The following is a 21,539-nucleotide window of genomic DNA, read 5'->3' on the forward strand; positions in this document are numbered from 1 at the left end:
GCTTAGCTGAGAACGACAATCAGTTGCAGGCACGTTAAACTATGATATCGGTAGTCGTTCTCACAAAACCTAATGTTAGAAGTCCATAACCTAGGAGTCTGTTACCGAGACACTTGGGCTATTTGTGATATATCCTTCTCCCTCCAGCCAGGACAATTAACTGGTTTACTGGGGCCCAATGGTGCTGGCAAAAGTACTATGGTGAAGGCGATGCTGGGACTGATTCCAGCAGTGAATGGGGTAGTGAAATTGGCAGCCCGTCCCCTCCGGAGTCAATTAAAACGAGTCGCTTATGTTCCTCAGCGATCGCAAATTGATTGGGACTATCCGATTACGGTATGGAATGTAGTGATGATGGGTCGTACAGTCCACACCGGTTGGTTTAGGTCTCCTAGTCGCCAATCTAAGGAAATTGTTAAGAATGCGTTAGAACGGGTGGGTATGTTCGAGTATCGCCACCGTCAAATTGGCGAACTCTCTGGTGGACAGCAGCAGCGGGTATTTTTAGCGCGGGCTCTAGCTCAACAAGCGGAGTTATTATTTTTTGATGAGCCATTTGTGGGCATCGACAAAAAGACGGAAGACATTATTTTTGAGGTTTTTAGTGAACTTAAATCCCAAGACAAAACCTTACTAGTGATCAGCCATGACTTAGGAGAAACCTTAGCTCATTATGATCAACTCCTTTTATTGAATAAGCAACTGATTGCTGTGGGTTCAAGGGCCCAAGTGCTGACACCGGAAAACCTGAGCAAGGCTTATGGTAAGGTGATGAGTTTGGCCGCAGCTTGAGGGCTGAGTGTTGAGTGCTTAGTTCTGAGTGCAGAGCCTGCTAAGTCTGTCAGTCCCAGAGTAGGAGAGTAATACATGTTAGATAGGGTTCACTGTTCAGCAATGAACCCAACCTAATATATACTGATTCTTGCTGGGCTGGAAAATTGATCAAACAGGATATCACAGGACTTATGACTGACTCTCAAACTGGTCGGATGTTGCTTTCCCATAACTTTGAACTATCAGAAGATAGTTTTCCTGAACTAAACCGGGAAGAATTCACTCAGGTATTTGCTGAAGGATTAAGTAACTATCCATCCTTAAAGTGTCGTAAATTAGATCATCCCCATTGGATGGTTGAAATTTTATTCCCTACTCAAGAGTTTACTGCACCTAAAGTTGGAGAATTGTGTGCTCAAGCTCTAGTAGAGAAGCGGATTAGTCAAAAAAAGGGGGATTTTTTGCCAGATATCTTAATATTAGGAGGTTTAAAGAAAACTCCACCCTTAAGTAATTCTCCTGATACTCTCCAAACCGGAGAATGGGGAGTTGATGTTGTAGAAACGACCTCAGCAGAGCAATTTTTAACAGCCCTAGGATGGGAGGATAAAACAGCTGGTAAAACCATTGACAATGTTTTCAAGATTGAAAAAATAAATAATACTTCATCCTAAATTTAAATCAATTATCATTAGTTGGTTATAATTATAGGTTTCCTAAATCAATTGTGATAATTTTTGATCCCAAGTTCCCGACTCCCGACTCCCGACTCCCGACTCCCGACTCCCTACTCCCTTTTATTTACTATGAATTGGCTGATTGAGCCCCTAGGTTTTGAATTTATGCGGAATGCGATCGCAACGGCTGTGCTGTTGGGGATATTAGGCGCAGTGGTAGGCAGCTACTTAATAGTACAACAAATGAGCCTGATTAGTAGTGTGATTGCCCATTCGGTTTTACCTGGTCTCTCAATCGCATTTTTTTTAGGAATAAATATCTCTATTGGTGCATTGATTGTAGGTATCATTAGCGCTTTAGTTGTAGCGGTGATTCCTAAGCGTACCCGAGTCAAAGTCGATGCAGCAATGGCGTTGACCCTCAGCAGTTTTTTAGGCTTAGGAGTCATCCTAATTACGGTTCTGAAAACTAACCAACTTGACTTAGAAGATATTCTTTTTGGTGACATCTTAGGGGTGAGACCAGCAGATGTCTGGCAAACCCTGGTGATTACAGGAGTAATTTTAGTATTAACCAAGTTGTTCTATAAAGAGCTATTATTCTATACCTTTGATCCCTTGGGAGCCCAAGCTAGCGGTTTACCGGTAAAACTAATTTATTTCGGGTTAATCTTGGCGATTACTCTCACCATTGTCGCCAGTATGCAGACGGTAGGGGTGTTGCTGGTTATTTCTCTGTTAATCGGACCCGCGACTACCGCTTATTTATTAGTCAAAGAATTACATCATATGATGGGTTTAGGCTCAATGATTGGAATTATTTCCAGTGTCAGTGGCATGTATATAAGCTATTATTTTAATTGGCCATCAGGTCCAGCAATTGTAATGGTAATCTTTAGCTTATTTTTCCTGGCATTTTTGTTTAGCCCAACCCAAGGTATTCTAACGGAGCCAGCGATAGCAGGTCGCCCGGCTAAGTTATTGACTTTGCTGAAAGAATTATTGAGATCGAATCGAGGGTAAGCTATCAGCAATCAGCAATCAGCAATCAGCAATCAGCAATCAGCAATCAGCAATCAGCAATCAGCAATCAGTTGACAGCTGACGGCTGATTGCTGCTGACTATATTGCCAATCATCTAGTGTCACCCTTCGCAGTAGAACTTCAATCAATATCTTGACCTTCTTGCGGTAGTCTTAGACTTGCATAAGTACTATGAGTAGATTTATATCTCCAACAATCCTCTTGCAGAGGTCTTCGGATTACCAGGGTCAGCGCAATAAAGGATAAGCCAATGACTCAACTTGAGCTATTTAATACTGCCTCTCTCACCAGTCCTAAAAAAGTCATCAATGTAGCCAGTGTCCCCCAACGTAGCCCATTTCGCTATGCTGGTGGTAAAACTTGGCTAATACCCCAAATTCGCCAATGGTTGTATAATAAAGGTGGTACAGACAAGGAACTTTTTGAACCTTTTGCTGGTGGAGGTATAGTCAGTCTTACTGCTGCTTTCGAGAATTTAGTAGGTAGAGTGACTATGGTAGAAAAAGATGAAGGGGTTGCTGCTGTGTGGCAGGTGATTTTAGGTGGTGGTGCCGAATGGCTAGCTGAAACTATTGTCAACTTTCATCTAACTCCACAGAGTGCTAAGCAAGCTATTGTGAGCTTGACGAGGGGCTTACGATCCAAGCTCGAATCGTGAAACCCGCGAATTTGGAATGACCAGGAATCTTTATAACTCCGATGCTGAAAGTCGCCCTTCCATTGGCTCGTATTCATCTTCTAACAGCCAAGTTTGGGTTTCATCATAGGTTGCTCCACTAAACACAACCTTGTAATTCTCAGCAGGATCGTACACACAACAACTACCTGATGAATTACCCAGTAACAGCAGGATGTAGGGAGGGGATAGCATGGGGTCAATCCAAACTTCAGCGAAATCCCAATCACTATTGGCTGGGTCGAGTACGGGGAATAACATGGTATTGGTTTTTTCCATCTATCTTCACGAAGAGCAATCGCCTCCACCCCCCAGAGCATTTGCTGTGATAAATGCTTAGGAAACCAAGCAAGCTCAAGAACTCCAGCACTTTTGTGCTTACCAGACTAACCGTCAATTAATGATGGGTTACGCTATCACTAACCCATCCTACTGGACTTACTAATTACTACACCCGGGAACGAGGTTGATTTTAAGCTGACTGCTGACTGCTGACTGCTAAATGCTTACCCTTCTCCTTTAAGCATTTTCACTATAATCCCAATAATTTTACTAATATCACTGATGTAATAGTTATCATTATTGATATAAGCGACATTTTTCTCAAGCTTAAGGAACCTCGATTTATCTCCTTAGGTGCGCTTTCCGTTGGCGAATTAAATTCGCCACGGGTCGCACCTCTTGTAACTGCACCATATACACAGGGTAACTCATGATTGGCTTTTGCCTGGGATAGCCTGACCCAAACGATGTTGGCGTAGCCTTCCCGAAGGGTAGCCGATGCTCTGGGGCGACTCCTTCGGGAAGGTTAATTAGCCACGCCAAGGCTTGTCTTAGCTGGGTTTCGTACCTCAAGCTAGCCTAGGATGGGACTACTGAGCTTATAGCAACCGAAGTATAGTTTAGGACAGAGTATTTTGGTTGAAAGGGAGTAGGGAGTAGGGAGCAGGAAGCAGAAATATGTCTTAAGCTTTACATCGACTGCTATACCGGACAAGGCAGAAATCTGGAAGGTCTTCAATTGGAATTCCCTCATCGCAGGGGCCAGTAAACTTGAATGCCTCTGCTTCAATAAAATCACCAGTAACATTACCGACTAGATCATAGTTTCCTGAGAGTTCCAACTTCTTGACTGGTGCTCCTTCTTTCAAGTCATCTGCTGTCAGCTCGACCCAAATAATATTGGGGGATAAAGTGGATTCAAAGTAATAAACTTTGCTAAGGTGATTTGCTGCTGTTCGCCAAATGGTAGTGGAAATATTGGGTTGTTCTGGATCACTTGCTCCGAATGGAACTGATACATTGCGCATGACCGACATTACATTGGCCAGTGTTTGTCTGTCGGACTGAGGAGTAGGTAGATTCTTTAGGTAATAGCTCGCTCGTACATACCTGTCAGCTGCTCGGCGTGTTCCAGGTAGCATAGCATCGCCACCTACTGATTCCCAATAACCATTGAGTGCTATTTGCTCGTCGTAGATAGGAGAGTTGGTCATCACCGCAAATTCCTTTCCATGGTGAATAACCAGCTTGCCTTCGAGGTGTTCAAAGATAGCCGAGTCACCCAGTGGATCTGAAAGAGAAAAATGGAGTGTAGGGGGATGGGCGAGACCGCTGTCGCTAGGAAGCGGTGAGGCAACGACTTGTAACTCATCGTTCTCCAATGCACTTACCGCTTCCTGAACCGTTGCAAAATTGTCCAAAATATACTGAGTATATGCTGACCATGATATTCCCTCACGGGAGGTGTCACGCTCGCCGAAATCTGCTTCGCCAAGATACAGCATATTTGCCATCAAGCCTTTTTCATTCAACCCATCAGCAGTAGCTGTATCGAAGCCAGCAGCGATCACACTTCCATATTTTGACTTCCACTCAACAGAATTCTTACCTACTACCCCATCTCGCTCCATTCCAGCCGGAAACATCCATAGATTGGATTTAATGTCTTCATACCAATCCATACTGCGGCCAGTGACAGCATAGGTCGGTGTGACGTCTTTTGTATAAGACGCATGAAGGACCCGTGAACATGCTTGAGCATCACTCAAAAAAACCAGATTTATGATTAACCCACAGATCAATAATGCTTTGAGAGTTCGCACAATGAAGTGCATAACTTATTCCTCCTGTGTTTATGCATGTAGATTGCACCAGTAATAAAATGTATCAGATCCTGCCAAATTTCTCTAGACCTCGCCACTAGTGATCGCGCCACCATCCCAACCCAGCCTTGAGAACCTCGCAACTCAAAGGACTTGGACTCACGAGCAAGCGCTACCATAATCAGCATCTGTGACCTTGGCGACTGGGAGTCAGAGCGGGGCGATCGCCCCGCTCTGACTCCCAGTGACAAACGGTACCTACGACCTGGGATGCCTAACGGCTTTGAGGGCAGCAGCGCGAGACTAGCTTTGGAGAAAAAGCGATCCTTTCCCCTACCCATTCGCTAGGGTAAGGGGTTGGGAATTCCTTAATTCTATAAGGGCGATTATGTTGTTGAAATGTAACTAATTCAACAACATAATTACTCTCAATTGAGGTACTCCTAATCCCCAAAGCTTGATTGCGATCGCCAATCCTGCGAGCAGCCACTAACAATAACAAGTCTAATAAGGGATGCCTTCAGGGAACATTACAGCAATCCGTTTTTTTCGCATCTCAGCTTCGGACATGCAAATTTCCTCAATCTGATTAACGACATCTTCTTCAATGCCAAGATATTGGGCCATTTTGTGGACTGATGCCTGTTCATCCGGATGATATTCTGCATCAGCAGCACAAGCCTTAATGGCCGCATAAATAATCGCACGACGACCGTTTTTGTCTAGAGTGGGGGCCTGGGCAAGAACCTCAAGTAGATCATCATCTGCCGGGTAATCTTTTGCCATGTCATACTCGGTATTGCTATGGTAACAGGCAGAAAGACATAGCTAGTGTTGTTTATTTTCTTTCCCAAGATGGTGCATCATTTATGACTGGAGCGCTGATTCCGATAGATGGCGGACTCACGTCTCAGACTCAATCATTATCATCCCTCAATGTTTCGGATACTTAAGCCCAAAAAAAACCTCAAAACGGGAGATTAATATAAGATGCTTCTAACTCAGAAGCATTAGCTAAGCTCCTCCCAAGGAGGCTCACTTCATCTTCGACCATGGGCTCTTGAGTCTTTTTAGCGTGGTCTCGCTTGTTTTTTCGACTTTGGTTTATGCTTCGGTGTGAATAACTCCCATCCCTGTCTGCTCCAGAGAGTAAAACAATATTCAAGCCGGAGGCAAATAGGAGCGTCCTATAATATAATGATAATGACAATATTTAATTATTGCTGTTTTTTATGATCATTATCACTTAAAATTATTTCTATCCTTGGAGGTATTTACAAAATTCCTTCGCTTTTGAAAAGCTTTTAGCTTTGTTTGACTCCTAGCCCTTACAGCTTTCTTAGCTCATCACAGAAGATTATTCTTGAACAATTACGTTTTTAATCTGTGTTGTTGTTGATCTATATTTATAAATGCTAAAAGATATCTTAAGCAATAAAGTATGGCTCGTAACTGGAGCGAGTGGATATGTAGGTGGGGAATTATGTAAAAAAATTAAAACAGAGTATCCTTCTATTTATTTTATAGCAACAGATGTAAACACTCCCAGCCACAATTTCTATGATGATTTTATCATCGGCTCTTTGGAAAATTTTGAGAATACAGTAGTTCATAAAATATTAACAAGCAAAATTGATTTAGTAATCCATCTAGCAGGTGTTGCCGTTGAAGGATGGTGCTTTAAAAATCCTCTGGTAACCTGTGAATACAACATACGTGCAGTCTATATTCTCTTAGAAGCTATACGAAAAAGTATTTATCCATGTCATCTAATTTTGAGTACAACAGATAAGGTTTATGGACGAGATGCAACTCAAATAAACTCCTATTTTGAAGACGAGCCTTTGTTAGCAAAAAGTATCTATGAAACCTCTAAAGTCTGTGCAGATTTGTTAGCGCAATCGTTTTACTTTACTTATAAAGTACCGTTAAATATTTTACGTTTTGCTAATCTTTATGGAGGGTTAGATAGGAAGAGTTCACGTCTAGTACCACGTACTATACAAAGATTGCAAAACGGTCTACCTCCTGAATTACGTTTAACCAATAATGGTCAGGAATATACACGGGATTTTATTCATATATCAGATGCTATTGAAGGTATTATCATGGTAGCCAAAGCTTCATTAGAGTCAAATTCCAATATTATCGGTGAAATTTTTAATATTAGTAGTGGTAAGGAGTATAGGATAAGAGATATCATAGATATTATTATTAGTATTTTCCAACCAGGAGTGAAATATGTGGAGGTTAAAGGAGGAGTAAACTATTCAGAGATTGTCAATCAGTGCGCTAGTAATAATAAGATGAAACAGGTGTTAGGATGGGAGCCTAAAATTTCTTTAAAAGATGGGTTAATAATGATTAGAGATGAGTATGGTCAAGAGTAAATCCTTGCTGGGGGGGCGACATGCAATCTGACATCGATACTGGCTAATAATTTCAGCCCATAAGGTATAAAAAAATACATGCTGTTTTGGGCAGACCTTGGACGTAGTTATAAGGGTCCGGATCTTCATGACAATGAAAGGAGGGTCAATTGGCGACTGTATCGAGTATGAGCTCATTGGCATCAAAGCTTTATATAGTCAGATTTTGAGAGCTGATGTCGCCCCTGAAGCGACTCAACACACTTAAACGTGTATTCTTAGGTTCCCAAATTTCCTAACTGACCAATTTATGTCAACAATAATAATTAAAGCAGTGTATGAAAAATTTGAGAGTAATCCCTGATGTCTAGTACAACATTTGGACTCCACGGTAAGCTTTATGAGTACTTTCACTCAGTTTCTTTACGAGAAGCGGAAATTTTGACTCAACTCAGACAAGAAACCGCACAACATCCTATGGGTGTAATGCAGATTGCCCCAGAACAGGGGCAGTTTATGGCACTACTGATACAGCTAATGGAGGCAAAGAAAACTCTGGATATAGGAGTATTTACAGGGTATAGTTCTCTAGTAGTAGCATTAGCATTACCACCAGATGGTAAAGTAGTTGCTTGCGATACTAGTGAAGAGTATACTGCGATCGCTCGTCGCTACTGGCAAATGGCAGGAGTGGCTGAAAAAATTGATCTCCACATTGCACCAGCATTGGAAACTCTAGACCGTTTACTAGCAGACTTTCAAGGTGGTACATTTGATTTTGCCTTCATTGATGCTGATAAAGCTAACTATGATAGCTACTATGAGCGTTGCATTGAATTAGTTCGCCCAGGTGGACTAATTTTGATAGATAATGTGCTCTGGTTAGGTAAGGTAGCCGATCCGGAAATAACAGATAATAGAACCGAGTCTATTCGTGCTCTTAATCAGAAAATCCAACAAGATCAAAGAGTAACTATTAGTCTGGTACCGATCGCTGACGGCTTAACCCTAGCGCTGAAACGTCCTTAGAGAACCAGGGTAAGGGCAAGAATAAATCAGGAGGCATTATTATCAACAATATTGATAAAACAGTGCGATAGTCCTGAGAATCAAGGATTAACCCTTTTCTGTCACTCTCCGGTTATAATAAGTAGAAAAAGAAAAAAAAGAAACTCTACAAGGTAAGCACAGCAATAGATGTAGAGGAACAAATCCTAAAACATTTAGCCAGGGATACCCAGGCAACAGTATCAATAATAGATGAATATTGTCAGAGATTAGTTTAAATTATCCAGCTTTTTTATCTTTAAATCAATCGGCAGAAGTGGCCAATGAGGTGACAGATACTGATGATATCCAGGTGATTAATCATCAACAATGGAATTATGAAGGTGGATGGAAGAATGTGTTAAACAATTTTCGTTTACTGATTCAACCCATCATGATGTTATGGCTTATTTTTCCATGGTTAGATATTTTACCTAATAGTAAGTTAGGCTGGGGGGGCGACGATATGGCTTGAAACGATTGATACGTCAAGAGTGTAACGATCTGTGATAGAAAAAGATAGGTCTCAAATTGTCAATAAGACCTATCTGTTGCAAATGTTACCCTTATTCTATCAATAGCTGATAGCTGATAGCTGATAGCTGATAGCTGATAGCTGATAGCTGATAGCTGATAGCTGATAGCTGATAGCTGATAGCTGATAGCTGATAGCTGATAGCTGATAGCTGATAGCTGATAGCTGAAAAATGATAGCTGATAGCTGAAAAATGATAGCTGATAGCTGAAAAATGATAGCTGATAGCTGAAAAATGATAGCTGATAGCTGATAGCTGATAGCTGATAGCTGATAGCTGATAGCTGATAGCTGATAGCTGATAGCTGATAGCTGATAGCTGATAGCTGATAGCTGATAGCTGAATGCTTACGGAAATAGTACTAATGTTTCAGCAACGCAAGACCTGCTCCCTGGGGAGATGCTTACAAGGGTAGGTTTTTTAAAAAGGGGCGAGTAGGTACGTTTATTACGTATAAATTAATCAAAATATGTATCAAAATACATAAGTATGTCCGAAAAAAATCTACCCATATGTATCAAAATACACAATAATTCCCGGGATAATTCTCCCCATTTCCCGCTTTTACCGATTCCCTCGGTGCGCGCCTCCTAGGGCGAGTAAATCGCCCTTGGGTCGCACCGCTCCCGATTCCCTCGGTGCGCGCCTCCTAGGGCGAGTAAATCGCCCTTGGGTCGCACCGCTCCCGACTCCCGATTCCCAGATCCGCTGTATATAGAAATAGCTCGTTAGTTAGATTTTTTGATTTATTCACATAATATTCACAAGATGGTGATTTAATAAAGTCTACCAGTTGAGTTAAGGATAATACAAGGCATGAAACTCAAGGTAAACCAGGCAAAAAATCACCCGTTACGGTTCAAAATGGTTGTTTTTTTGATTTATAGTGGATTAGTATACTTAGGGATTGCTTCGTTATATTGGTTTGTGGTATTTCCCATAAATTTCCTTGATGGATTTCTTGAAGAATCCCAACTCAATAAACTATTTTTTTTACTGAATCAAGTAGATGAAAAAGACCGAATTGTTTTTTATATAGCTGTTTTAATAATGGCTATAGGACTAGTAATTTTGCTGAAAATTTACTACTTAAGCAAGCGTTCATTCGATTTAGAAAAGACTGGTATAAGTGACAAAAAGGCTATCTGTTCAGAAGACAGGCAAATGATTCAATGCTTGAATAATGCCCTTGAGTGGCTGAGTTCTGATCAGATTGCCCTGCGGCTAGGTGGAATTTATGCCCTAGAACGAATTGCTAAGGTTTCTGCCCAAGACCACTGGAAAATCATGGAAATTTTATCGACATTTGTGCGATATCAGTCCCCTGGGAAGATTCATGTAGAGATGCAAAAGCAAATCAATGACTCATGCAGTCCTCTTCCAATTACAGAAGACCAAAAACTTCCTATTGATATTCAAGGTGCCCTGACGGTTATTGGCAGGCGCGACAGCTCAAAAGAGCTCGAAGATGATAAAATTGATTTACGTCACGCCACACTGATCGGGGCAAACTTAACAGAAGCAAACCTGCAAGAGGCATACCTTAATGGATCCAAACTACAAGGAGCTGATCTTAATCAGGCTAATCTAAAAGGAACATATGTGATCGGAGCCAATCTAGAAGGGGCAGACTGTAATCAAGCTAACCTCCAAGGAGCATACTTGATCAAAGCTAACTTGACAGACGCTTGCTTATCTGATGCTAACCTAGAAGGGGCATTTCTCAGGAGCGCTAAGCTAGAACAGGCAATCCTCTGGAATGCTAATTTACAGCGGGCATCGTTGATTCAAGCTAACTTGCAAGAGGCAAATTTAGAAGGAGCTAATCTCCACGGTACAGATTTAAGAGGGGCTAACCTCCAAGGAGCTAAAAATCTGACCAAAAAGCAGATTGAATTGGCACAAATAGATAGCGAAACTATTTTACCATACTACCTGATTAGGGCTTAATATTATTCTAATAAATTTGCGTTTTTTTTATAGGATACAGAAGACATAAATTAGATCTGGTGCATCTTATATTTGTAAAAACATAATCGAACAATAATTCCATTTAGATAAGCACAGCCTAAATAGACTTCGCGGCAGAAGTCGGAAGGAACAGCGGATCTGGGAATAGTGGACAATAATTGACGTAAACACTATCATAAAAAGACTTTTGCAAGAGGTCTAATAAATAATTAGAGTAAAAGTTGAAAACTACCATTGAACTACCATTATGAGTCTGAGGGGAAGCATATGGGCTACGCGAACAGCGTTCAGCTTAATTAAAATAAACCTCTTTGCCCTATGGCCACGCTACGCGAACAGAAGAATTTAAAGGTGCCCTTGACCCATTAAGAATTAAATTCGCCACGGGTCGCACCTAATAGTTCGAGATTAATCAGAATTGAAAGGTAAGCATTTAGCTGTCAGCCGTTGGCCTATGGCCACGCTACTTGAGGTGCCATAAGCCTTGGCCTATGGCCACGCACTCGCGTTTGGCTGATAGCACCTCAAGTAGCACCATCTGTAGCGCATTAGCTGATAGCTGATACGCGACACGCTGATAGCTGAATGCTTACGAATTGTGAGAATTTTTGATGCCATATTCCCTACTCCCTACTCTCTACTCCCTACTCTCTACTCCCTACTCTCTACTCCCTACCAGGAATCCATGATCGCGGTCGGGTAGGGTACGCGATCGCATAAACTGATGGAATCATCTATAAAATTCCATAAAAGAGAGGGTGATCCGTGGCTACTGACTACATTTTGTTTATACATGGTGTCAATACTCGCCAAGATCGAGAAACACCCCAATACGCTGACAAGCTTTTCGATCTGATTCAAAATAATGTTGAGTCATCCGTTCAACTCAAAAAGATCCCTCTGTACTGGGGGAATGTGGTAATTGAGCAGGAGAAGGAACTAGTAGCAGCATTGAATGCATCGAAGGTGTGGAATGAATTCTGGTTCAGAGACTTCCGTGAAAAGCAAATCTTACAATTCGTTGGAGACGGGGCTCTCTACCTCAGCAGACATGTTAGCTCTCTGGCTATTGAGCAGATGAGTAAACAAGCCTATCAGGGATTGGAAGGATACCAAGATCAGGATCGTTTGCACCTAGTTACTCACAGTTGGGGAACGATTATCCTATTTGATGTGTTGTTTGCTAGTCGATGGGATGACCCAAGTATACCTGGTCATCAGAGTATTCAGGAGATTCGCAAAAGCATTTTGGGCATCGAATCGGAGCAAGACAGTGCTATTCCTCTGGCTAGTGTTCATACCATGGGTTCACCGATTGCCCTATTTACTCTGATCCATATTGTTGGCAACACCAGAGAGGGGAGTACCCATGATATTAGTTCCAAACTAAAGGAATTACTGGGAAGTCTGACTCAACAAGGAGTGGCGTTACCCTGGCAAAACTTTGTACATCCGGGGGATCCCATTGCTTGGCCCCTAGAAGGAGTGTTACCCAAATTAGTAGATGAGTATGACAAAGTGATCAAACTTGAAGATGTACTTACCTACGGTTCTGGATTATTAGAAAATGTCGCTAAACCGATACAATCGACATTTTTAGCATTAATCAATGGTGGCAGTGCTCACGACAGCTACTGGACTAGTGAAAAGGTGGCTAAAAAAATTGCAGAGACGATTCACCAGACAGCTAGGGGCTCCTATATTTTGGGCCCATCCATAACGCGCTGATGGCTAAGGCTCAGGGAAAATTACCGATTACCGGTTACCGATTTGCGATTTGCGATTTCCGATTACCGGTAAATTTCCCGTTTTAGGGGTCTTGTTCATCCTCTTGATAGACTATCAAGTCCCCTGGTTGGCACTTGAGTGCTTTGCACAGAGAGTTGAGTATATCTTCGTCAATTCTAGGTAGACGGCGATGCCGTTTGAGCCTGGAAACGGAGTTAGGATGCTTTCCAATTATCTCAGCTAGGTCTTTATTGCTGATGTTGCGCTCAGCCATGACTACTGCCAATTTCCAGTGAATCACCACTTCAGTGTTTAACCTCTTACCATACTAAACGTTCGTTACGTTTGATTGTAACCGCTCGCAGCATGAATTGTTGAAAATAATACTTCTCTAATTTTTTTTTAAACTCAAAGTGTTGACAAACTGGCAAAGATAGGATATACTATAAAAGTACGCAGTTACAGTGATTGGCAATTCCCTCGCCAGCACAAAGCGATCGCACTCTATGGCTCGACAACCTCTGTGCGATCGCTATTCCACCACCAAAGAAACAAGGTGATATATACATGGTAAACCCACGTTCCTGTCTTGATGCAGTCGCTCATGGGGGAAACCCCCAAGACCGCGCTGCATCGCTTCCAGAGCTCATCAAAGCTCCGATCTATGATGTCCCTCAGGGCAAAACCCCAGTCCGCCTCCTCGCCTGTGGTGTACCCAAAGGTGTTGAGAGTGTGATTAACCAATTGCACGTGCTTCGCTTTGCCGAAGTCATAGCGTGGACCCCGCCGATTCCTTCCCCTGTCGAGGGTGAGATCATTCGGATTCTGACTCGCTATGTTAATTTGAGGCGATAGGTTTAGGGTAAGCGTATGCGCTACGCGCACGCTACGCGAACAGCTATCAGCTATCAGCTGTCAGCTCTCAGCTAAGCTAATAGCGATCAGCTATTAGCTTATGGGTTAGGTCACAGGCTGGAAGCCTGTGCCACCCTACTTGAGCTGCTTTTGAATAAAATAAGCTGACCACTGACCGCTGACCGCTGACCGCTGACCACTGACAGCTGACAGCTTACTGGTCTTGAAAATTTTCTGCATAACTATTGGTGATTACCCCGATAAGTCTATAGATACTTAGAAATCAGCTATTAGCACTCAGCATTCAGCAGGTAGTGCCTTAGCTGAATCCTTACCTTGTTAACCTTTAGAATCGGGTGTTAATCAATGTCACAGAAAAACAATACCGTTACTGGTGATCAGGCCAAACCAATTATTGTTGATACTTACCGATATCAGTCCGAATACTACCATAACCGTCACCCATTAACCAATCATCAAAGGCCAACCATTAACCGTCAAGGCTCAACCATTAACCGTCACCCAATTTCCGTCAACCGTGAAGAGCAAACCATTAACCGTCACCCATTTATTGGTGATCCTAATGTGTTTTGGTTTTCAGAAATGGGCAGTGAGTGGAGTGCGACCATTAGAGAGGCGTGCTGGGAAACAATCACGGAACCTATTGAAGAACAGGAAGATTTATCTAGGGATAAGAAAGGGGTTTCTACAATTTTATCAGCTTTGGCTTTATTGGGGATAATTGCTTTGGCTGTTATTTAAAAAATACATGAAAATCCTAATTGTTACCGTTACGGGAATTTATCATCTGCTCTAGAAGAGCACTAACATCTTTATATTCCTGAGCGATGATATCATCTTCCGGCAGGTTTTCAATGTCGAAGTTATTCTCCAGTCTTTGCTGAATTTCTTCCAACTTTTCAATTCCCTTACGAACTCCTGGCTCTCCGCTTAGAGCTAATACGTCTTGAGCATATCTACGAGTTATTTCACTAAAGAGTTCTTCAAATTCTTTGTTTCCTTGATAGTTGTTTTGATTTTGCTCAAATAGATTGATAGCTTTTTCTAAGCTGTATAAATCTCTGTCTTTTATAAGTTTATAAATTGTCAATAAAACTTTAACTTGAGCTTCAATACTAAAACTAAATATATATCCAACAATAGGTCTAAACCTATCAGTTAGACTTATTATTGCTGGAGACTCTAGTAATTTTAGCCAATCTGAGATTGACTGAGGTCTTCGCTGTTGATCTAGTTCCATACCTCTGAGAATTGCTATTCTCAATTTTTTGTTGGTGACGAAGTTTTCCACATCTTGTTTTTGAGGGTCTTTTCTATATCTTTTTAATTCATGTTCCCGGTCTCTGCTACTAACTGGTTGGCGTCCGGTTAACAAGAAATAGAAGGTGGCGGATAAGGCATAGATATCAAGTGGTGGGCCTGCTTTAAAGCGGCGTAGTTGTTGCTCGGGTGGAGCATAACGTTCCGACCATTGTCGCGTTAGCTCTATTGTCCGGTCAGGAACAAATTCCCGGGAGATCCCAAAATCAATCAGTATTGCTTCTTCAGTTCCATGTCTTACCATAATATTACTAGGCTTGACATCTCTATGAATCAACTTAACCTTATGCATTGCTGTCAAGGCATCGGCAACTTGCTGAATATATTTGATGGCTTGTTCCTCTGGAATTCCATTCCCTGGTTGAGTGAGTCTGTGTAGGTTCTCTCCTTCGATATAGTCCATCACGATGCAAGGACGATATATTGTTGGTTCATAGAAGTACTCTATGAATTTAACAATATGGTTATGGTTAAATTGGTTGAGTCGCTGCGCTTCATCTTTAAATTTTTTTTCTCTTTCGCTTCGTTGATTATCGGGTAGTTCTTCTCTTCCAATTTTTATGGCAACAATCTCTTCCTGACCATCGGGTAAGTGACGAGTAGCTTGGTAAGTCGTTCCAAAGCCTCCCTTTCCTAATTCACGTTGGATGGTATAGTCGCCGTCTTTAATAGAATCTCCTGGTTCTAAGCTTATCATTGGGTTATTTTAATTGAATTAATTGCTTTAGCTAATTTTATAGCTTGGTGGATGATTAGCGTTTTTTAACTTTAGGGTAGGACGCAGGGTAGACGCATCTTATTTTGAAATGCCTACTGGATATGAGATTCATAGGATAGGTAGTTTTGCTGATTAATTTTTGCTGATTAATTTTGAAATTTTTGTCTTGATGCAGTAGCGACTGGTGGAAACCCCCTGATTAAAGCGCTGCATTGCTTCTGAGTAAGGCTTCTATAATTTTAGATGCGTTTGCCCTGAGTGAAATACATAAATAGTTAGACCATAACAACCATCTTTTGTGGCTGTTCGGTATTACCCTAGGGTCTAAGATACTGCTCCAGCTAGATCAGCTTAGCTTAGGACAAAATAAGTTAACTTGAAATCATCTCTAAATCATCAGGTGCCTTGGGAGTATGTCACTTATAGCATTTCTCAATTGGTTGAGGTGCTTTTGTGGTGGGTTAATCGGAGCAGAGACTTCGTAACACAGAGTAGGGATGCAGCCCTATGCTGAGGGTTTCACCCTTTGGCCGACTGCATCAAGACACTGATTGTCCCTCATAAGAACGAAAAACTCTATATATAGTTGATTTTTTAGCCAACTTTGACCTGCTCCCGATGCCCTTCAGGAGCTATCCCTTGTTAAGCAGGACAAATTCCCAGGCATTCTGATGGCTAGAGCGCCACCTGCAAAATTCCACCCAAGGTACCCATCCCCCAATCTATAAGGGGGTAACAGCTGCAATACCCTTTCACCAAATTATGGGGCGCGGGCGCAGGGGGGGATACTATTTTGCTTATAGCATATTATAACAATACGCACTCATGTATTGACCAATTCAAATAAGCCAAAAGTGCTAAAACCAATCTCAACGGGAAGTTGCTCATGGGAAACCACGGCAGTTGCTCATGGTGGCAATGCCTTTTGCCAAAGCTGTATAGCTATTCCGAAGTTACCTACTCCCTACTCCCTACTCCCGCGCAACCTAGGACGAAATTACCTCTCTCAATTAAGACCTGCTATATACTGCAAATAAGATCAGGACTTTTAGTAAATAAGGATACAGGTGATTGGCTTATTAAACAAGCGTCTAAGGAATGTCTGGCTTCGTGTAGTGGTTCCCAAAAGCGAAAAGTATCTAAGCAATATCTGGCTTCGTGTAGTGCTTTCCTTCATTATTGCTTACTTCTTTCTAGTGGGATTAAGTGTATTGGAGCAAAAAATAACTAAAACGTTATTCGAACCAAAAACAACTGAAACGTCATTGGAGCCAAAGACAACTGAAACCGAACAAGTTTGCTCACCTCAAGATTCAGACGGGTTTTGTTTGGTAAAGCAACTATTGTTCGTCTCTAAAGTGCAAAATCTTGAAGGTTTCGCTCTTTTATTTGGAGCGTCTCTTTACATGCTTGAAGGTCTAGAGCGCAGAAAAAGGATAATCTATGAGGCATGGCAAATTGTCGATAATGCCGCAGGAGCAGGAGTAGCTACTAGTCATGCCAGAGTAAAAGCCCTTGAGGTTTTGAACAACTATGGTGTTTCCATGAGGGGGCTGGATGCCCCAAATGCCGATTTGATTGACATTGACTTGGCGAATGCTATACTCCATCAAGCTAGTCTCAATGACGCTGAACTTACTGGAGCTAATCTTACGGGAGCTGATCTAACTAAAGCCAATCTTGCGAGAGCTAACCTTAATACAGCCAAGCTTAGTAAAGCATTGCTAATTAGAGCGAACCTCAGTAAAACCAACCTGAGTATTACTGAGCTCAGGAATGCTGATCTCAGGAATGCTGATCTCAGTGGTGCCAACTTCATGGGTGCGGATCTCACTGGTGCAGACCTCACTAGTGCGAACCTGACTGGTTCAGATTTCAGATATGCAAAGCTCAATGGTACAAACCTCAAACATGCGGACCTCAGTGGTGCAGATCTCACAGATGCAAACCTTAATGGTATGGACTTGACTGGTGCAGATCTAACTAGTGCTAACCTTGAAGGCATCTCTTGGAATCGACAGACGAAGTGGAAAAATGCTACAGGTTTGGACAAAGCCGAGAATATGCCCGATGCGTTGCGACAACAGCTTGGTCTGTGATCGGGAATAGGGAAATTTATGGGAAGTATGTGGTGAGATCGGGTAATTATGGGTCGATTATGTGGGGTTGCTGAATTAAGGAATGAATCCGCGATCATCTGGTTTTCTTAAAGCCCCCGTGGGTCCCCCAACTTTGCGGTGCGACCCAAGGGCGATTTACTCGCCCTAGGAGGCGCGCACCGGAAGGGACTTTTAGAGTTTTTTTCCCCCCAGAATTGGGGGGCTAGGGGGGCGAAACCATACTCAGAATCAGCAACGCCGATTATGTTACAACCCTAGAAGAAATTTCAGTGCGATCGCTTCCAGTTTCACTCCCGTCAAAATCATATCTAGTCCCAGAGCCACCTGCATCACCCCAAACACAAAACCAAGCACTCTTAGAGTGACGGGTTTGATGAGATTCAAAAGGGGATGGGCGACCAACATCACTCCTAAGTTTAGTACCATTACCACAAATAATAGCAAAAACATAGAACCGGGAGCAATTGCCATCCGTCCGAACATGGCGCTAATGGTCACCACAACAGCAATGCCATAGGGAGTTAAAATACTGGGAAAAACTAAAGGATTAATCGTTAATTTCAGAGAAGGATTTACAGGCGAGTGCTCGTTATTTTGGTGGTGATTATACTGGGATAATACTGTTCGCAGAGCCACTAAAAAAAGGATAATACCTGTTGCGATTAGCATTGCTGAGAGATCGATTTGCCAGGCTTTCAGAACATTTTGGCAAAGTAGTGCTACCGCAAAAATAACTAAGGTGGATATGCCAAACCCCCGTAAAGCAAGCTGGCGACGCAAGGCCGGATCAGCATTAGCTGTCAGCTTGACAAAGGGTACAATTAGTTTGAGCGGACCGACGGTAAGTAAAAAGATAATCAGGATATTGAATGCCCCAAATCCCTCAAAAAGTTGCTCAAACAACACTTCAGTTTTAGCATCAATCTCAGCCTTGACCGGTATAGCAGGTTGAACCCTTGATGATTCCATAGCTTGGGCTGAGATTATCGCTGTTTGCCCAGTAAAATCCGTTGCAAGGGAGGGAGATGGCGGTGTAGGGATGGTTGCTGTGGCACTGTTAAGTGCTAACATCGAAGCAAAATAAGCCGATGCGATCGCTATCCCTAGAATTCTCAACAACCTACCCATCTCCCTATCTCCCTACTCTTACAAGTAAAAAAAATGGCGTTGCTGATTCTGGGTATGGTTTTGCCCCCCTAGCCCCCCAATTTTGGGGGGAATAAGACTTTCAAAGTCCCCCAAGCGAGCAATCCCTCGCTTGGGGGATTTAGGGGGCTTGACCAAAACCAGATGATCGCGTATTCATTCCTTGATTCAGCAACGCCATTAAAGTAGGGTGGGCAACGTTCTTTTATCTACAAAACTGAAAAGAACCAAACAGTTTTTGCCCACCCTACAAGATTTTCTAGCGCAACTTCATATTGCTAAACAGCTTTGCCACTGGTTCGGGAAGATTAGGTAGATGGGGTAAGTCGGGAGTCTCGGACATAGCAAGGCCCGTGAGGTTGTTATCCTTGATCAGCCTTGGAATTTCGTCGAGAGCAAAAACCATGCCCCAGTCCCGCTCTGCGTTCGCGAGACCCTTGCGATCGCCCCCCTTCAAGGAGTCAACAAACCCCTCAAAGGTTTCCTGACCTGACAGCTCGATGTAATGAGCCGGTGTATCCGTGGAGTTCCAGAAAGCATGGACGATGCCTCGTGGTTTTTGGACGTAGCTTCCCGCAGGAGCTGTGAACCTTAGTCCATCTGCACCGCCAATCTCGAACACAAGTTCACTGGAGATCACGTAGACCAGTTGATCGCAAAACTTATGGCTGTGGGGTGACAGCAAGTGACCGGGATTGATCACACCCTGCATCACTGAGAAATCACCACCCATGTCTCTGGATCGGGCCATGATAATCATGTCGGTGGCTGTCCTTTCTCCTTCACCAGGTTTCTTAAGGAGATCCTGGGCATCAAATCGATCGTTTACATTGTATTCACTCATTGTTCTACTCCTTTAATCTTGCTTTGCTGAAAAATTTCTTGACTAAATTTAAAGGTGCAACCCTGTCATCAAATGCCTTAAAAATGGCAAACCAATAATGCAGCTCATGGGGCACTATAATGGTTTTGAAATAGTAAGCATTCAGCTTAAGCGCTACGCGCACGCTACGCGAACAGCTAATGGGCTAACTCCCAGCGTCGAAGCCTGTGCTACTATCAGCTTTTGAATGAAAGAGCTAAGCATTCGTTTAATCTCAGTTCCCTGGCCTTTCGGCTACGCTACGGGAACGCCCAAGCTAGGAATTTATAGTCTTTGGCTTTGAGTCCGTTGAACTGATCAGTCGAATAGCTTGTTTTAAGCTGACGGCTGAGAGCTGAGAGCTGAATGCTTAAGAGCTTTCTATAACCAAATTGCCATCTTTAACAGAGGTGTGATAAGGACAATGGGCGCACCAAAACGGACATTTCGCGACAGATTGCACAAACCCGAAATGCTAGCTAGCGTGGTGGCGAGTACCGTAGCTTATGCAGTGGCACGGGGAGTGGACATGGAACAGATCACTGCCGCCACAGGACTAACCCGTACCGATCTGCTCGATCCCGATGCCCACCTGTCTCAACACCTGGTACCAACGGTATGGCGCTTACTGACCAAGGCTTACCCAGGAGAAGCGATCGCACTCCACATGGCCAGTGCTACTCCCTTCTCATACTTTGGAACACTAGCCTATGGAGCTAGATATGCTGAAAATCTCAGACAAGCGTTGCAGAACTTAGTGCGCTATCGGTCTGTGCTATCGGATCAACTGCACATCGCCCTGATTGAGTCCTCCTCAGAGGGAATTTTACAAATGCATCATCCGATGGATGCCGAGGATGGGGGTTGCGCGGCTGAAGTGGGACTAGCTTTGGGGTTGCGCTATATGCGGGAAATTCTGGGAGCGGATGATCTCCTTGTGCGCGTGGACTTTAATCACCTGCCCTTCGGACCAATCCAGGTTTATGAGGAGTTCTTTGGTACCCCAGTATGCTTTCAACAATCCCACAATGCCTTTGTCTTTCGTCAAGGGGCCCTAGACCTACCCACCAAACAGCCTGATCCGGATCTATTTCGTTATATCCAGAGCCATCTAGACCTGGTGCGAGAACGGTTAGCAGGTTCTAGTGATTCTCCGGAACTATCTAGAGTCCGTGATGCGATCGCTCACAATGCTGAACGTTCTGAATATGGTGCAGAGGCTCTAGCACGAAAGATGAACATGAGTCTTCGTGCTTTACAACGCTTGACCCAAGACCATGGTATCACCGTTCGGCAATTGTTAGACGAAACTCGTCAAGCAAACGCACAACAGTTCCTCAGTGACCCCAGACTCAGTATCGAAGCCATATCTTGTTTGCTGGGTTACTCAGAAGATCGTGCATTCCGCAGAGCCTTCAAGCGTTGGACCGGGCACACCCCTGCCGAGTTCCGGCGGAATGTTGGATAAGTATTTTAGATTTAGATATTTACGAGGCTCAGAGGCTTATGCGATCGCACTTGCCTAAGTGAGCAAGATTACTATAGACGAGCATAATCTACTATTATAGCC

24 protein-coding genes are annotated in these 21,539 nt (G+C 43.0%); 16 read left to right on the top strand and 8 right to left on the bottom strand.

Going from position 1 to position 21,539, the window contains the following annotated elements; translation table 11 throughout:
* Positions 1-72: 72 nt before the first annotated feature.
* The 4 genes from F6K64_RS02230 to F6K64_RS02245 all read left to right on the top strand — a co-directional run bounded on the left by F6K64_RS02230 (position 73) and on the right by F6K64_RS02245 (position 3,153).
* Complete coding sequence (locus tag F6K64_RS02230; protein WP_008185482.1) at positions 73-792, top strand: metal ABC transporter ATP-binding protein; 720 nt, start codon at positions 73-75, stop codon at positions 790-792.
* A gap of 173 nt (positions 793-965) precedes the next feature.
* Positions 966-1,448: a DUF2656 domain-containing protein gene (locus F6K64_RS02235; protein WP_008185480.1), complete on the top strand. Its 483-nt coding sequence runs from the start codon at positions 966-968 to the stop codon at positions 1,446-1,448.
* A gap of 132 nt (positions 1,449-1,580) precedes the next feature.
* Positions 1,581-2,474: a metal ABC transporter permease gene (locus F6K64_RS02240; RefSeq protein WP_008185479.1), complete on the top strand. Its 894-nt coding sequence runs from the start codon at positions 1,581-1,583 to the stop codon at positions 2,472-2,474.
* A gap of 271 nt (positions 2,475-2,745) precedes the next feature.
* The gene (locus F6K64_RS02245; RefSeq protein ID WP_008185477.1) at positions 2,746-3,153 is read left to right on the top strand and encodes a DNA adenine methylase; all 408 of its coding nucleotides are present in this window, start codon (positions 2,746-2,748) and stop codon (positions 3,151-3,153) included.
* Between the two features lie 30 nt (positions 3,154-3,183).
* Here F6K64_RS02245 and F6K64_RS02250 read toward each other — a convergent pair whose 3' ends face one another.
* From F6K64_RS02250 to F6K64_RS02260, 3 genes are all read right to left on the bottom strand, one after another.
* Entirely contained in the window at positions 3,184-3,450 is a 267-nt protein-coding gene (locus F6K64_RS02250; RefSeq protein WP_008185476.1) for a hypothetical protein, read from the bottom strand.
* 345 nt (positions 3,451-3,795) lie between these two features.
* Positions 3,796-4,026, bottom strand: coding sequence for a hypothetical protein (locus tag F6K64_RS02255; protein ID WP_131827239.1), 231 nt, complete (start codon positions 4,024-4,026; stop codon positions 3,796-3,798).
* A gap of 110 nt (positions 4,027-4,136) precedes the next feature.
* Complete coding sequence (locus tag F6K64_RS02260) at positions 4,137-5,288, bottom strand: linear amide C-N hydrolase (RefSeq protein WP_081431945.1); 1,152 nt, start codon at positions 5,286-5,288, stop codon at positions 4,137-4,139.
* Between the two features lie 141 nt (positions 5,289-5,429).
* On the opposite strand from F6K64_RS02260, the gene F6K64_RS02265 reads away from it, so the two are divergent.
* Positions 5,430-5,624, top strand: coding sequence for a hypothetical protein (locus F6K64_RS02265; RefSeq protein ID WP_131827240.1), 195 nt, complete (start codon positions 5,430-5,432; stop codon positions 5,622-5,624).
* Between the two features lie 156 nt (positions 5,625-5,780).
* On the opposite strand, the gene F6K64_RS02270 is transcribed toward F6K64_RS02265, so the two are convergent.
* Complete coding sequence (locus F6K64_RS02270) at positions 5,781-6,062, bottom strand: tellurite resistance TerB family protein (RefSeq protein WP_008185472.1); 282 nt, start codon at positions 6,060-6,062, stop codon at positions 5,781-5,783.
* Positions 6,063-6,688: 626 nt separating this feature from the next.
* On the opposite strand from F6K64_RS02270, the gene F6K64_RS02275 reads away from it, so the two are divergent.
* The 5 genes from F6K64_RS02275 to F6K64_RS02295 all read left to right on the top strand — a co-directional run bounded on the left by F6K64_RS02275 (position 6,689) and on the right by F6K64_RS02295 (position 12,927).
* Complete coding sequence (locus F6K64_RS02275) at positions 6,689-7,666, top strand: NAD-dependent epimerase/dehydratase family protein (protein WP_287264739.1); 978 nt, start codon at positions 6,689-6,691, stop codon at positions 7,664-7,666.
* A 342-nt stretch (positions 7,667-8,008) separates the two neighbouring features.
* Entirely contained in the window at positions 8,009-8,674 is a 666-nt protein-coding gene (locus F6K64_RS02280) for a class I SAM-dependent methyltransferase (RefSeq protein WP_008185468.1), read from the top strand.
* A 238-nt stretch (positions 8,675-8,912) separates the two neighbouring features.
* A complete protein-coding gene (locus F6K64_RS02285; protein ID WP_008185466.1) occupies positions 8,913-9,167 on the top strand; it encodes a hypothetical protein in 255 nt (84 codons plus the stop codon).
* 877 nt (positions 9,168-10,044) lie between these two features.
* A complete protein-coding gene (locus tag F6K64_RS02290) occupies positions 10,045-11,178 on the top strand; it encodes a pentapeptide repeat-containing protein (RefSeq protein WP_008188941.1) in 1,134 nt (377 codons plus the stop codon).
* Between the two features lie 786 nt (positions 11,179-11,964).
* The gene (locus F6K64_RS02295; RefSeq protein ID WP_008188940.1) at positions 11,965-12,927 is read left to right on the top strand and encodes a hypothetical protein; all 963 of its coding nucleotides are present in this window, start codon (positions 11,965-11,967) and stop codon (positions 12,925-12,927) included.
* Positions 12,928-13,009: 82 nt separating this feature from the next.
* Here F6K64_RS02295 and F6K64_RS02300 read toward each other — a convergent pair whose 3' ends face one another.
* Positions 13,010-13,228 carry a helix-turn-helix domain-containing protein gene (locus F6K64_RS02300; RefSeq protein WP_143727636.1) on the bottom strand — a complete coding sequence of 73 codons (219 nt, stop codon included), beginning with the start codon at positions 13,226-13,228 and terminating at the stop codon, positions 13,010-13,012.
* Positions 13,229-13,395: 167 nt separating this feature from the next.
* Here F6K64_RS02300 and F6K64_RS02305 point away from each other — a divergent pair, with 167 nt between their 5' ends.
* Positions 13,396-13,782 carry a hypothetical protein gene (locus tag F6K64_RS02305; RefSeq protein ID WP_008188938.1) on the top strand — a complete coding sequence of 129 codons (387 nt, stop codon included), beginning with the start codon at positions 13,396-13,398 and terminating at the stop codon, positions 13,780-13,782.
* A 366-nt stretch (positions 13,783-14,148) separates the two neighbouring features.
* Entirely contained in the window at positions 14,149-14,544 is a 396-nt protein-coding gene (locus F6K64_RS02310) for a hypothetical protein (protein WP_287249644.1), read from the top strand.
* A 16-nt stretch (positions 14,545-14,560) separates the two neighbouring features.
* Here F6K64_RS02310 and F6K64_RS02315 read toward each other — a convergent pair whose 3' ends face one another.
* Positions 14,561-15,820 (bottom strand): serine/threonine protein kinase, encoded by a 1,260-nt coding sequence (locus tag F6K64_RS02315; protein WP_071105440.1) that lies wholly within the window; start codon positions 15,818-15,820, stop codon positions 14,561-14,563.
* A gap of 851 nt (positions 15,821-16,671) precedes the next feature.
* On the opposite strand from F6K64_RS02315, the gene F6K64_RS02320 reads away from it, so the two are divergent.
* Both F6K64_RS02320 and F6K64_RS02325 read left to right on the top strand, forming a co-directional pair.
* Positions 16,672-16,878, top strand: coding sequence for a hypothetical protein (locus tag F6K64_RS02320; protein WP_131827127.1), 207 nt, complete (start codon positions 16,672-16,674; stop codon positions 16,876-16,878).
* A 30-nt stretch (positions 16,879-16,908) separates the two neighbouring features.
* Positions 16,909-17,940 carry a pentapeptide repeat-containing protein gene (locus F6K64_RS02325; RefSeq protein WP_287264740.1) on the top strand — a complete coding sequence of 344 codons (1,032 nt, stop codon included), beginning with the start codon at positions 16,909-16,911 and terminating at the stop codon, positions 17,938-17,940.
* A 267-nt stretch (positions 17,941-18,207) separates the two neighbouring features.
* Here F6K64_RS02325 and F6K64_RS02330 read toward each other — a convergent pair whose 3' ends face one another.
* Complete coding sequence (locus F6K64_RS02330; protein ID WP_287264742.1) at positions 18,208-19,089, bottom strand: MarC family protein; 882 nt, start codon at positions 19,087-19,089, stop codon at positions 18,208-18,210.
* A 277-nt stretch (positions 19,090-19,366) separates the two neighbouring features.
* Complete coding sequence (locus F6K64_RS02335; protein ID WP_202799269.1) at positions 19,367-19,858, bottom strand: cupin domain-containing protein; 492 nt, start codon at positions 19,856-19,858, stop codon at positions 19,367-19,369.
* 190 nt (positions 19,859-20,048) lie between these two features.
* On the opposite strand from F6K64_RS02335, the gene F6K64_RS02340 reads away from it, so the two are divergent.
* The gene (locus F6K64_RS02340; RefSeq protein ID WP_287249646.1) at positions 20,049-20,177 is read left to right on the top strand and encodes a hypothetical protein; all 129 of its coding nucleotides are present in this window, start codon (positions 20,049-20,051) and stop codon (positions 20,175-20,177) included.
* Positions 20,178-20,441: 264 nt separating this feature from the next.
* Positions 20,442-21,437 (top strand): AraC family transcriptional regulator, encoded by a 996-nt coding sequence (locus F6K64_RS02345; RefSeq protein ID WP_202799268.1) that lies wholly within the window; start codon positions 20,442-20,444, stop codon positions 21,435-21,437.
* The last annotated feature ends 102 nt before the right edge of the window (positions 21,438-21,539 follow it).

This window comes from Moorena sp. SIO3A2 (assembly GCF_010672265.1).
Lineage (GTDB): Bacteria > Cyanobacteriota > Cyanobacteriia > Cyanobacteriales > Coleofasciculaceae > Moorena > Moorena producens.